The sequence below is a fragment of the Clostridium sp. AF12-41 genome (assembly GCF_003461685.1).
GTDB classification, from domain to species: Bacteria; Bacillota; Clostridia; order Lachnospirales; family Lachnospiraceae; genus Otoolea; species Otoolea fessa.
Map to the genome: position 1 here is coordinate 49595 of NZ_QTXO01000007.1, position 12636 is coordinate 62230.

At 48.8% G+C, this 12636-nt stretch carries 10 protein-coding genes; 2 read left to right on the forward strand and 8 right to left on the reverse strand.

The genetic code is table 11. From position 1 onward, the window contains the following. Nucleotides 1-127: 127 nt before the first annotated feature. The gene (locus DWV73_RS10925; RefSeq protein ID WP_107001857.1) at nt 128-499 is read right to left on the reverse strand and encodes an L-serine ammonia-lyase, iron-sulfur-dependent, subunit alpha; all 372 of its coding nucleotides are present in this window, start codon (nt 497-499) and stop codon (nt 128-130) included. A gap of 85 nt (nt 500-584) precedes the next feature. Here DWV73_RS10925 and DWV73_RS10930 point away from each other — a divergent pair, with 85 nt between their 5' ends. Continuing rightward, a complete protein-coding gene (locus DWV73_RS10930; RefSeq protein ID WP_181986253.1) occupies nt 585-1571 on the forward strand; it encodes an ornithine cyclodeaminase family protein in 987 nt (328 codons plus the stop codon). Between the two features lie 156 nt (nt 1572-1727). On the opposite strand, the gene glyA is transcribed toward DWV73_RS10930, so the two are convergent. The 4 genes from glyA to clpB form a co-directional block, all read right to left on the reverse strand. Then, on the reverse strand, nt 1728-2975 hold the full coding sequence (gene glyA, locus DWV73_RS10935) for a serine hydroxymethyltransferase (RefSeq protein WP_022358816.1): 1248 nt from the start codon (nt 2973-2975) through the stop codon (nt 1728-1730). Nucleotides 2976-3125: 150 nt separating this feature from the next. After that, a complete protein-coding gene (locus tag DWV73_RS10940; protein ID WP_117796706.1) occupies nt 3126-4274 on the reverse strand; it encodes an FprA family A-type flavoprotein in 1149 nt (382 codons plus the stop codon). A gap of 129 nt (nt 4275-4403) precedes the next feature. Then, nucleotides 4404-4847, reverse strand: a complete 444-nt coding sequence (rpiB, locus tag DWV73_RS10945) for a ribose 5-phosphate isomerase B (protein WP_022358818.1) — start codon at nt 4845-4847, stop codon at nt 4404-4406. A 210-nt stretch (nt 4848-5057) separates the two neighbouring features. Beyond that, complete coding sequence (gene clpB, locus DWV73_RS10950; RefSeq protein WP_117796707.1) at nt 5058-7649, reverse strand: ATP-dependent chaperone ClpB; 2592 nt, start codon at nt 7647-7649, stop codon at nt 5058-5060. A gap of 259 nt (nt 7650-7908) precedes the next feature. Between clpB and DWV73_RS10955 the strand changes: the two genes are divergently transcribed. Next, on the forward strand, nt 7909-9828 hold the full coding sequence (locus tag DWV73_RS10955; protein ID WP_117796708.1) for an ATP-binding protein: 1920 nt from the start codon (nt 7909-7911) through the stop codon (nt 9826-9828). A gap of 69 nt (nt 9829-9897) precedes the next feature. On the opposite strand, the gene aroE is transcribed toward DWV73_RS10955, so the two are convergent. The 3 genes from aroE to DWV73_RS10970 all read right to left on the reverse strand — a co-directional run bounded on the left by aroE (nt 9898) and on the right by DWV73_RS10970 (nt 12628). Further along, entirely contained in the window at nt 9898-10767 is an 870-nt protein-coding gene (gene aroE / locus DWV73_RS10960) for a shikimate dehydrogenase (RefSeq protein WP_117796709.1), read from the reverse strand. A gap of 48 nt (nt 10768-10815) precedes the next feature. Then, nucleotides 10816-11604 (reverse strand): shikimate kinase, encoded by a 789-nt coding sequence (locus tag DWV73_RS10965; RefSeq protein WP_347472259.1) that lies wholly within the window; start codon nt 11602-11604, stop codon nt 10816-10818. A 136-nt stretch (nt 11605-11740) separates the two neighbouring features. Next, nucleotides 11741-12628 carry a quinate/shikimate dehydrogenase gene (locus tag DWV73_RS10970; RefSeq protein WP_117796711.1) on the reverse strand — a complete coding sequence of 296 codons (888 nt, stop codon included), beginning with the start codon at nt 12626-12628 and terminating at the stop codon, nt 11741-11743. Nucleotides 12629-12636 lie beyond the last annotated feature (8 nt).

Consider the following 12636-nt stretch of genomic DNA (forward strand, 5'->3'; position numbering starts at 1 on the left):
TATTAATATTATATCTCTATAGAGTTATTTAATCAATTTTTATTTCAGATCTTAAAAAGATATGCCACCTTACAGTACGTACCTTACACAAACTGTAACTGTCCTTTCACGATGTTTCGAATTACACCTACCGCGCCTCTTCCCCCGGAAAATGCGCGTCGGATCGCTTCAGAATCTCCCGGGCAGTCTTTGTCTTTCCAAGACCACCAAAGGTACAACGCAGTTCCAGCGGCAGCGACAGACCGATCTCATAGATCGCGCCGATCGTCTCATCCAGCGGGATCACCTTGTCGTAGCCTGCCAGAATCATATTGGCGCTGGCGAGCGCATTGCTTCCGCCCATGATATTTTTGCCGAGGCACGGCCATTCAACACGGTTTCCAACCGGATCGCAGGCAAGCCCTGTGATATTCTGAAGCCCTACAGACGCCGCATCCAGAGATTGCCGGTTTATTCTGTTTTCATCTTGACAATGAAACGTGAAACTGCTACAATCCAGCTATACAAACCACATTTGATTTGTGATAAATCTATTTTTAGTATATATGTTTTATTTCATTCATAAATATTCAGGAGGTTTTGATATGTTATTTCTCAGCGAACAAGAAATGTGGCAGTCCATCACCTTAGAGGATGTCATGGACGCGATCGAAGATGCGTATGCGATTCACAAAAGCGGCAATTATAAGATGCCGGATCGTTTTATCGCACAGCGTGATAAAAATATGATGCTCTATATGCCGTGTTTTCTGGATTCCGTCATCGGTACAAAGATGTTATCCGAATTTCCGGACAATTCCTCTCTGGGAATTCCGTATCTGAACGGACTTATGATTTTAAATAACGCAAAGACCGGTCTGCCGAAGGCGATTATGAACGGAAGTGTCCTGACCGCAATGCGGACCGGTGCGGTCGGCGGTGTCGCACTGCGCTATCTGGCTCCAGAGGATGCTGCCTCAGTTGGTTTGGTTGGCTGCGGTATGCAGGGACTACACCAGCTTCTCTATGCCTGCGAGGTGCGCCCGATCACAGATATTTATCTGTATGACGCATACGCTAAGGATCTTTCCGGCTTTATCGAGCGCTTATCGGCGCGTCTGGCATCGTTTGGAAAAAACGACATCCAGATTCATACCTGCGCGGATACCCGTGAACTGGCTGAGCACAGCCGCGTCCTGATCTCCGCCACCCAGGCGGTCGATCCGGTCTACCCGGATGATGAAGAGCTGCTTCGCGGCAAATGCTTTGTTGCCATCGGCTCCTGGCGTCCGGAACGGCGCGAACTGCCGGATGCGGTGTGGAAACTCGTCAAGAACGCGTACACCGAGCTTCCGTATGCCTGCGAGGAGAGCGGCGATCTGAAAATTCCGCTGGAAAAGGGCGTTCTGACACAGGAGCGCGTCCACTTTATCGAGGATCTGATCGAAGATACCAAGCAGGGACATCCGCATGAGCAGAACGAGACCCGCTGCTTTAAATCAGTCGGCATGGGACTCTTTGATGTGCGGACGGCACAGCTTATCTATGAAAAAGCATTGGGCAAAGGAATTGGACAAAAACTTAATTTCTAGAAAAAATGGTTGGTATAGAAAAGGCTGTATCACCTACCGCGCACTTCCATGCGGCAGGCAATACAGCCTTTTTCTTATTGTTATATGTGCATTAATTTTCCAGCATTTTTCTGAATCTATAGACCGGCAAATTTTTCGCTCCATATTCTTCTCTACTTATTTATATAACGGATACTTCTCACACAGCTTCGTCACTTCCGCACGGATGTAATCAGCCTTGTTCTCAAAGTCGGTAGCTGCCAGCCAGATGCACTCTGCAATCACTTCCATGTCCTCTTCTTTCAGTCCACGGGTGGTAACAGCCGGAGTACCGATGCGGACACCAGAAGTAACAAACGGGCTTCTCGGGTCGTTCGGAACGGTGTTTTTGTTCAGGGTGATGTATACTTCATCGCAGCGGTTCTGCAGCTCTTTACCGGAAATATCCATGCCGCGCAGATCAACTAACATCAGGTGGTTATCGGTTCCGCCGGTTAGAATCTTGAATCCCTGCTTCTGAAGTGCGGCTGCCAGCGCTGCTGCATTCTTCTTTACCTGAAGCTGATACTCTTTAAATTCTGGTTTCAGCGCCTCGCCGAAGCAGACTGCCTTGCCAGCAATGATGTGCTCTAACGGACCGCCCTGGGTTCCCGGGAAAATCGCCTTGTTGAAGTTGAACTTCTCAGCTGCTTCCTTATTTGCCAGAATCAGACCGCCTCTCGGTCCGCGCAGTGTCTTATGTGTGGTTGTCGTAACAACATCTGCATACGGAATCGGGCTCTGGTGAAGACCGGCTGCTACCAGACCAGCGATATGAGCCATATCGACCATCAGGTATGCGCCTACTTTGTCTGCAATTTCACGGAAACGTTTGAAATCAATCTCTCTTGCATAGGCACTTGCACCTGCAATGATCAGCTTCGGTTTTGCTTCCAGTGCAATGCGCTCTACCTCTTCGTAATCAATCACGCCATTGTCATCGACACCATACGGCACAATGTTGAAATATAAACCGGAGAAATTGACAGGGCTTCCGTGTGTCAGATGTCCGCCGTGATCCAGGTTCATGCCCATAACAGTATCACCCGGTTTCAGCATTGCGATAAATACCGCCATGTTTGCCTGCGCGCCGGAATGCGGCTGTACGTTTGCATAATCACAGCCAAACAGTTTTTTCGCTCTCTCGATCGCGATGGACTCTACAACATCGACACACTGGCATCCGCCGTAGTAACGTTTTCCCGGATATCCCTCCGCATATTTGTTGGTTAATACCGATCCCATCGCCATCATAACCGGCTCCGATACAATATTCTCCGACGCGATCAGCTCCAGGTTTCTTCTCTGACGGGCTGCCTCTGCTTCAATGGCTTCTCCCACTTCCGGGTCTGCCTCTGTAATGAACTTCATTACCTCATCTACCATGTCTGTTTCTCCTATTCTTTTCTGTCATCCATACAAAATCATCAAGTGGATTTTTCATATATAAATATAAAACCACACTTTTGTCTCTCCGGATTTTTTATTTAAAAAAGCCTTTTTCAGGTCTCATTAAATACTGTCACCAGACGCTTCTTATGCCAGCAGCGCTTCCGCCATCTGCTCCAGCGACGGAATATCGCTCTCCTTGAGCGCCCCGCGAACCGTAACGACCGGTTCAACCACCGTGATCTCCTTCATCGCATCCAGCATTCCCTTCATCGTGCGCGCTGCACTCGGCGCCCAGGAACCGTTTTCAATCAGGGCAACGGTGCGTTTCTGGTAATTCTTGCTCTGTAAGTGGTGCAGGAAATCTGCCATAACCGGCATCACACCCGCGTCATAGGACGGTGCTGCCAATACAATTTTTCCATACCGGAATGCATCTTCCAGCGCCTCCGCCATATCACCGCGCGCCAGATCCGCGATTGCCACTTTCGGGCATTCTTTTTTCTCAAGAATTTCCTTGCATTTCTTCGCCGCATCCTCGGTGTTGCCATGCAGGGACGCATATGCGATAAATACACCCTCAGACTCGACGCCGTAGCTGCTCCAAATCTGGTATTTTTCAAGCACATGACCGATCGTCTCTTTCAGAACCGGTCCATGCAGCGGGCAGATGATCTGGATCTCAAGACCGGCTTCTTTCTTAAGAAGTGCCTGCACCTGCATTCCATATTTTCCTACAATATTGAAATAATACCGTCTCGCCTCGCAGTCCCAGTCCTCATCCACATCAAGCGCACCGAACTTGCCGAAACCGTCGGCGCTGAACAGCACCTTGTCGCAGGAATCATAGCTTACCATAACCTCCGGCCAGTGTACCATCGGTGCCATGACGAACGTCAGCTCATGGCGCCCCAGTTTCAGGGTATCGCCCTCCTTGACCGTCAGCGCACAGCTGGTATCAAGATCAAAGTACAGTTTCAGCATCGGAAATGTCTTCGCATTGCCTACCAGTGTGATTTCCGGGTACCGTTCTAAGACTGCCTGGATACTTGATGCATGATCCGGCTCCATGTGGCTGATTATCAGATAATCCGGGGTTCTTCCAGCCAGTGCGGTTTCCAGATTTTCCAGAAATTCTGTCTGTTTGCGCTTGTCTACCGTATCCATGATCGCGATCTTTTCATCCATAATCACGTATGAGTTATATGAAATACCATTTGGCACCTGATACTGCCCCTCAAATAAGTCAATGTCATGGTCGTTTACACCGATGTAGCGAATATCTTCTGTGATCATCTCCTGCTTCCTCCTGTTCTTTTCGCAGCTGCTCCATCTCTTTACAGCTGCCTCTTTTTGTTCTCACAGGCATCTCGCATCCTGCTGTCAGCCTGCCTTATGATTTCATCCGTTACCTCTGACTCTGAATCAGTCTTTCTCCTCAATCGCCATAATCATATCCACGCGTCTCTGATGGCGTCCGCCCTCAAATTCTGCGTTGATCCACTCGTCAACGATCATCTTCGCAAGCTCACTTCCTACCACGCGGGCGCCGAAGCAGAGTACATTGGCATCGTTGTGGCGGCGGGACATCACCGCTGTGTACGGCTCGCTGCATACGCAGGCGCGCACGCCTTTTACCTTGTTAGCTGCCAGTGAAATACCAAGACCGGTACCGCAGATTGCAATACCCAGATCGGCTTCGCCGGAAACAACTGCACGGCCTACCTTCTCTCCGTAAACTGGATAATCACAGCTCTCGCTGCTGTCTGTACCCAGATTTAACACTTCGATTCCTTTTTCTTTCAGGAAATCCACAATAATGTTCTTCAGTTCTACCGCCGAATGGTCATTTCCAATCGCAATTTTCATCTTATCTTCTCCTCATCTGACTGACTTCCGGAACAAATGATATAATCCGGTCATTATGGAATCATTTTAGTAAAGTTGCCGGGCAATGTCAAGACTGTGAAAATCTCAGAAACACATAAAAAGAGCGCAGAGGAAGCTCTTTCGCACTTCTCTGCGCCCTATTGTTTCTTCTATATAATAGTTATAAATCCGCCGTAAGACGTTTTCCGCTTACGCGCTATGGACAGCCGAAGCCGTCAGCTTGCCATCCGAAAGCCCGATCTCTATCGTATCACCCGCACGGACGCCGTCCGCCAGAATCAGCTTCGCTGCCAGTGTCTCAACGTTCTTCTGCAGGTACCGTTTCAGCGGTCTTGCACCGTAAACCGGATCGTAGCCATTTTCAATGATGAAATCCTTTGCCTCGTCCGTCAGGGCAATCTTTAACTCCTTATCCGCCAGACGTTTGTTGACATCTGCAATCAGAAGCTCAATGATGCCTCCGATGTTGCCTTTCGTCAGCGGCTTAAAGAGAATAATCTCATCCAGACGGTTCAGGAACTCCGGACGGAAGTGAGCTCTCAAGTCATGCATAACGGAGCTTTCCGCCTCCGGCTTGATCTGTCCCTTTTCATCGATGCCGTCCAGCAGATACTGGGAACCGATGTTGGAGGTCATAATCAGGATCGTATTCTTGAAATCGACAGTTTTTCCGGTCGAATCCGTGATACGTCCATCATCCAGAACCTGCAGCAGGACGTTAAATACATCCGGGTGCGCTTTCTCAACCTCATCGAAGAGGACAACGGAATACGGTTTGCGCCGTACTGCCTCGGTCAGCTGACCGCCCTCGTCATATCCGACATATCCTGGCGGCGCTCCGATCAGACGGGAAACGGAATGTTTCTCCATGTATTCACTCATATCGATACGAACCATGTTGTTCTCATCGTCAAACAATGCCTCCGCCAGCGCTTTTGCAAGCTCTGTCTTGCCGACACCAGTCGGACCTAAGAACAGGAACGAACCGATTGGTTTCGTCGGATCCTTGATGCCCGCTTTGGAACGGATAATCGCCTCCGTTACCTTGGTAACGCCCTCATCCTGTCCGATAACACGTTTATGCAGCAGTTCGTCCATATGCAGGGTCTTGCTGCGCTCGCTCTCAGTCAGTTTTGCAATCGGAATACCGGTCCACTTCGAAATAATCCGGGCAATCTCATCCTCGGTGACACTCTCATGTACCAGACTAAGATCCTGATTTTTCACTTTTTCTTCCTCTTCCGCCAACTGTTTCTGCAGTTCCGGCAGCTTGCCGTACTGGAGTTCAGCCGCTTTGTTGAGGTCATATGCCTGCTGCGCTGCCTGAATCTCGCCATTTACATGCTCAATCTCTTCACGCAGTTTAGACAGCTTATCAACGGAAGATTTTTCATTCTCCCACTGGGCTTTCTGGGTCGAAAAGCTGCTCTTGAGCTCTGCCAGTTCTTTCTGCAGTTCTGCCAGGCGATCCTGACTTAAGCGGTCAGTCTCTTTCTTAAGCGCAGCCTCTTCAATCTGCAGCTGCATGATACGTCTCGACAGTTCATCCAGCTCCGCCGGCATTGAATCCATCTCTGTCTTGATCATCGCGCACGCTTCATCAACCAGATCGATCGCCTTATCCGGAAGGAAACGATCCGTGATATAACGATCCGAGAGAATTGCCGCCGATACAAGCGCAGAGTCGGTAATCTTGACCCCGTGGTAAACCTCATATCTCTCTTTCAGACCACGCAGAATGGAAATCGTATCTTCCACGGTCGGCTCATCAACGTGAACCGGCTGGAAACGACGTTCCAGAGCTGCGTCTTTTTCGATGTATTTACGGTACTCATCCAGGGTCGTCGCACCGATACAGTGCAGTTCACCTCTAGCCAGCATAGGCTTCAGCATATTCCCGGCGTCCATCGCGCCCTCGGATTTGCCCGCGCCGACGATCGTATGCAGCTCATCGATAAACAGAATAATCTGTCCCTCGCTCTTCTTGACCTCGTCAAGCACCGCTTTCAGTCTCTCTTCGAACTCGCCGCGGTACTTCGCGCCCGCCATCAGAGCTCCCATATCCAGAGCAAACAATTTCTTGTCCTTCAAGCCCTCCGGGACATCGCCGCGCACGATACGCTGTGCCAGTCCTTCGACAACGGCTGTCTTACCGACGCCAGGTTCACCAATCAGAACCGGGTTGTTTTTCGTCTTTCTGGAGAGAATCATAACCACATTACGGATCTCACCGTCACGGCCGATGACCGGATCGAGCTTCTGATCTCTCGCACGTTCCACCAGATCGTAACCGTATTTATTTAAAGTGTCATACGTTGCCTCCGGATTATCGCTGACAACACGCTGGTTACCGCGCACTGTCGAAAGCGCCTGCAAAAAGCTCTCTTTCGTAATGCCGTAGAGACGGAACAGTTCCTTGACCGCCTTATTCGGCTGTTTTAACATCGCCAGAAATAAGTGCTCGACGGAAACATACTCGTCCCCCATCGCCTTGGCTTCGTCCTCCGCGTTCACCAGCACCTTGTTGGCATCGTTGGAGAAATACACCTGACCGCCGGATACCTTCGGCAGCTTTCCAATCGCCTGCTGCACCTCATCACGGAACTGGTCGCCCGAGATTCCCATCTTTGTTATTAATTTAAAAATCAAGCTGTCTTCCACAGTCAAAAGACTGTACAGCAAATGTTCCTGATCAATCTGCTGGTTTCCATATTCATACGCCAGCTTTTCCGTATTTTGAACGGCTTCCAGAGACTTCTGGGTAAATTTACTGATATTCATAAACCTGCCTCCTTTCGAACAATCTGTGAAAACCTTTTGGTCTTCTTTTGTTCTAGCAGTAATATAACACTTGTTGTTAGCACTGTCAAGTGTAGAGTGCTAATTTTTTATGAAGAATTTGTGAAATTTTTTTTTTAAAATTTTCATGTAAGCATATCTTTCTTGCTGATTTACCTGTTTTATGTTACATTTATTATCAACAACTCGATCTGTTTTTTAACTATAAACCCTGCATTTACATGAAAGTTGAATCTAACTTATGAACCATCCATCCAACGAAAATATCCCATCAAGAAGCTTTTCTTATCATGCCTTTAACTTTACCTTTTTGCTTCTTCTGGCAATATTTTTCATTTCCTTATACACCGTTGCACTGCTGAAAAGCAACAGCCGCATCACCCTGACCGCCGCCGTAGAACGGAATATTTCCTGTTCGGACGCGGTTCACCGGGCGATATCGAGCCGGCTGACGCGGGCAGATTTTGAACAAATCAACACAAAATCCGATATAAGCTCCGCGCAGTATCGAAGCCTGCAGTCTTATTTAAATGAGCTTCGCAGCCTCAATTCGACGCGCTACTTATACACCGCCAAGCGTGGACCGGGCGGAAAACCCATCTACCTGATCGATGGCCTGGATCTGAAAGCACCTGATTTTGCTTATCCGGGCACCTACCTGGAAGAGGAAATGGCTCCATATCTGGAAGCTGCCCTCTCCGGCAAAACGATCCACTCACAAAAGATCATTGATACCACATGGGGGCATATTTTTACCGCCTGCTATCCGGTCATTGCCTCCGACGGAACCAATGACATTCTCGGTGCCCTCTGTATCGAGATTGATATGGAAGACACTTACCGATCGATTGAGGCGATCAACCGTTCCTCCTTTGGAATCGCCGCTGCCGCGAGCATGATAGCACTTCTGCTAATTGTTATTTCCTATTTTTATACAAAGAAACAGAAGTCCAGAGAACTCACCCAGCAGCAGCTTCTGGAACAGACCGCAAAAGCAGCAGAGGCAGCCAACAAGGCGAAATCGACCTTCCTGTTCAATATGTCGCATGATATCCGGACACCGATGAATGCGATCCTCGGTTACGCAGAACTTGCCAGAAACCATCTGCAGGAACCGGAAAAAATCGGTGAATATATGGACAAGATCCATATTTCCGGTGAAAAGATGCTCTCTATCATCAACAATATTCTTCAGTTTTCACAGATTGAGAATAACCAGATACACATTGAAGAAACCTCCATCCAGACTGAGAAAAGTTTTGATTCCTGTATCGTCATGGTTCAGACTGCCCTGGAAGAAAAACAGCAGCATTTTCATGTGACTAAGGACATTTCGTACCCATATATCTACATTGACACGACGTATATGTCCGAAATTGTATTGAATATTTTGAGCAATGCGATCAAATATACCGCCAAGGGCGGGACGATCTCCTGTGCCCTCCGCCAGGAGCCTGGTGAAACGGACGGCTGGTGTATCACAGAAATCGCAATCACCGATACCGGCATCGGCATTTCCGAAGAATTCCAGTCGCATATTTTTGAATCATTTTCACGGGAGCGTTCTTCCACCGTCAGCGGCATTGAAGGCACCGGGCTTGGCATGGGAATCGTGAAAAATCTGGTGGATCTGATGCATGGAACGATCGAGGTAAAGAGCAAGCTCGGAGAAGGTTCAACGTTTACCGTCCGGATCCCATGCCGGATTTCCTCGCGGGAGGAAACAGAGCCTACCGCATTCGATGAAACAGCTGCCCAGACTCTATCCGGCTGCCGGATTCTTCTTGCGGAGGATAATGATCTGAACGCCGAAATTTCCATCGAACTTTTGACCCGCGAGGGGCTTTTGGTCGAACGGGCAAATGACGGGGTTGCCTGCCTGGAAATGCTGCAAAAAGCGCCGGAAGATTATTATGATTTGATTCTGATGGATATCCAGATGCCGATCATGGACGGCTACAAGGCAACGCGGGCGATCCGGCGGTTTTCGGATAAGAAGAAGGCTGGCATTCCGATCGTTGCGATGACAGCGAATGCATTTACAGAGGATAAAGAGCGGGCGCTGGAATCCGGAATGAATGATCATATGGCGAAGCCGATTGATATGAAGGTGCTGATGAGTGTGCTGGAGGAGCAGATTTATGGGCATAAAGGTTTATAAATGATGAAAAACGGCACACCGCATTCTCATCACTAAGTAACGAGAATGCGGTGTGCCGTTCTTCAAATCCTATTTTGTAAAATATTTCTCTTTAATGATCTCCACCGGCATCTGCTGTCCTGTCCAGAGTTCAAAGGATGCAGCTCCCTGATAGAGAAGCATGTACATACCGTTGCTGGTCTTGCAGCCTGCCGCTCTTGCTTCGCGCAGTAAACGGGTCTCCTGAGGATTGTAGATGACATCGAATACGAACAGGTCTTTGTGGAACATCGTTGTATCAGTAATGATCGTGTTGTCTGTCTTCGGAGCCATGCCGACGGAAGTACCATTTACCAGAATCGCGCTGTCTGCGATGGACTGGCGCAGGATCTCCGGATCGGAGTAATCATGCAGGGTTACCTTGCACCCTGTGCGCTCGTTCAGTTTCTTTACAATCTCCTCGGCTCTCGGATAGAACGCGTCCTTGACGTTAAATACGTTAATTTCTGCCACGCCGTCTAAAGCTGCCTGTACAAGAATCGCGGTTGCGGCGCCGCCAGCGCCTAAAAGCGTCATTTTCTTGCCAATGATGTCTACACCATTTTCTGCAACTGCACGCATAAATCCGACGCCATCGGTCGTATAAGCAGTCAGAACACCGTCGTCGTTGACAATCGTATTGCAGGCGCCGGAAATCTCGGAAGCCGGTGAAACCTTGTCTGCCAGCTTGCACATGATATTTTTGCCCGGCATCGTGATATTCCAGCCGCGCGCGCCCATCGTCCGCAGTCCCTCAACCGCCTGCGGCATCTTCTCTTCCGGCACATCAAACGCCAGATATGTATAATCCAGACCCAACTGGCTGCACGCCTCGTTGTGCATCTCCGGCGAAACACTGTGTGCGACCGGGCTTCCCAGTAAACAAAGTAAACCTGTGTGTCCTGTGATATGATTCGACATCTTTTTTCCCCTTTCGTTTTCTCTGTCAGAACTTTCTGAGCAGTCACATTATTTAAACTTCTTCACCTGTGCAATGATCTCCTCGCAGATCTCATTCGCTGATTTTCCATCGGTCGCGATCACAATATCCGCTGCCGCTTCATACGCCGGTCTGCGCTTCTCCATCAGTTCGGAAACATATTCCACTGTCTTATTATTTTCCAGAAGCGGACGGTCATGGTTCTCTTTGACACGCTCCAGAATCGTCTCCGGCTTCGCGGTCAGAAGTATAACCTTGCCGCTCTTTCGCATCTCCTGTACATTGACCTCGCGCATCGCTACGCCGCCGCCGCAGGATACAATCTTGTTCTTCTCGTTTCCTACCTCTTTAAGCAGGTTTGTCTCCTCGTTGCGGAAATATTCCTCGCCGTGCAGATCGAAGATCTCGGAAATGCTCATGTTGTTCTTTTTCGCGATCATTTCATCCATTTCCACCACATCCATCGCAAAGGTATTCTGCAGTGCATTCGAAACGGTGCTCTTTCCGACTCCCATAAATCCGATCAGGAAAATATTGAATCCAAACAACTCATGGGACTGGATCCGTTTGCTCCGGTAGAGGACGCTGTCGTAAACTGCCATGATTGACTTTTTGTATTCATAATCATCCAGCTTCGCAAGCATCTTGCTCTTCTTGCGCTCTTCCTCTTCTGCCTGATAAATCGGAAGTCCGTTTTTCTGTTTATAATTTGTGATCTCCTGGATAATCTGGCAGCGCATCCGCAGGGCATCGATCAGAATCTCGTCGCACATGTCCAGATCATTTCGCAGCTTCTTTAATTCATCCATCTGTCTCATCCTTCTTCACTTGTATTCATTCAAATCACTTTTGCACTTTACATTGAAAGTGTGTTTTATTATTATACCCGAATCAGGATATGAACGCAAGTGCTAATGCGGAATAGCAGGTATAACTGCAGGGGATATAGTTTAATTAGATTCCCAGCTTCTCCTTCATGTAATCCACCGGTGTTGATTTTCCTGTATACAGTTCAATCGCGATCAGCGCCTGGAACAGCATCATGCTCATGCCGTTGTATACGCGGGTGCAGCCAGCTTCTTTGGCCTGCTTCATCATCACGGTCTCACGCGGTGCATATACTGTATCAGTTACGATCAGATCCTTGCGGAAATAGGACGGCTCCGGGATATTGGACAGATCCTCCAGCGGGTGCATACCAACGCCGGTTGCATCACAGAAAATGTCTGCTTCGTGCATTTTCTCTTTTAAGAGTGCCAGATCGCCCAGGTCATGCATCTCGGCCTTGCAGTTAGAGTTCTTGTTGATGATGTCAACGATCTCCTCTCCGCGTGCATAGAACTTATCTTTAATATTGAAGATATGCAGCTCTGCAATGCCGTCCAGTGCGCCGCGTACTGCAATGGCGGTTGCTGCGCCGCCGGTACCGATGAGAACCATCTTCATTCCCTTGAAATCAATACCTTCTTCCTTGATTCCCTGCCAGTAGCCCATACCGTCGGTGTTGTAACCCTTCAGGTATCCGGTTACATTGCCGTCTTTGTCACGGGTGTTGACTACAGTGTTGATCGCGCCGCACAGCTTTGCAGCCTCGTCTACCTCATCCAGATATTTGTGAACGACGGTCTTGTTCGGCATGGAGATGTTGGAGCCCAGCATCTTCAGCGCACGGATACTCTCAACCGCTGCTTCCAGGGTATCGTTGTCTACCTCGAACGCAAGCTGGATAACATCGTCGCCATTCTTGTCATAGGCAAGGTTGTGGGTGGTCGGAGACTGTGTATGACGGATCGGGTAAGCCATTAATCCTACTAATTCGGTATGTCCTGTAATGTTTGGCATGATAATTT

Excerpts from the sequence above, each read along its gene's own strand:
- DWV73_RS10930 (WP_181986253.1), top strand. The coding sequence starts at position 585 with ATGTTATTTCTCAGCGAACAAGAAATGTGGCAGTCCATCACCTTAGAG.
- glyA (WP_022358816.1), bottom strand. The coding sequence starts at position 2,975 with ATGGTAGATGAGGTAATGAAGTTCATTACAGAGGCAGACCCGGAAGTG.
- DWV73_RS10940 (WP_117796706.1), bottom strand. The coding sequence starts at position 4,274 with ATGATCACAGAAGATATTCGCTACATCGGTGTAAACGACCATGACATT.
- rpiB (WP_022358818.1), bottom strand. The coding sequence starts at position 4,847 with ATGAAAATTGCGATTGGAAATGACCATTCGGCGGTAGAACTGAAGAAC.
- clpB (WP_117796707.1), bottom strand. The coding sequence starts at position 7,649 with ATGAATATCAGTAAATTTACCCAGAAGTCTCTGGAAGCCGTTCAAAAT.
- DWV73_RS10955 (WP_117796708.1), top strand. The coding sequence starts at position 7,909 with ATGAACCATCCATCCAACGAAAATATCCCATCAAGAAGCTTTTCTTAT.
- aroE (WP_117796709.1), bottom strand. The coding sequence starts at position 10,767 with ATGTCGAATCATATCACAGGACACACAGGTTTACTTTGTTTACTGGGA.
- DWV73_RS10965 (WP_347472259.1), bottom strand. The coding sequence starts at position 11,604 with ATGAGACAGATGGATGAATTAAAGAAGCTGCGAAATGATCTGGACATG.
- DWV73_RS10970 (WP_117796711.1), bottom strand. The coding sequence starts at position 12,628 with ATGCCAAACATTACAGGACATACCGAATTAGTAGGATTAATGGCTTAC.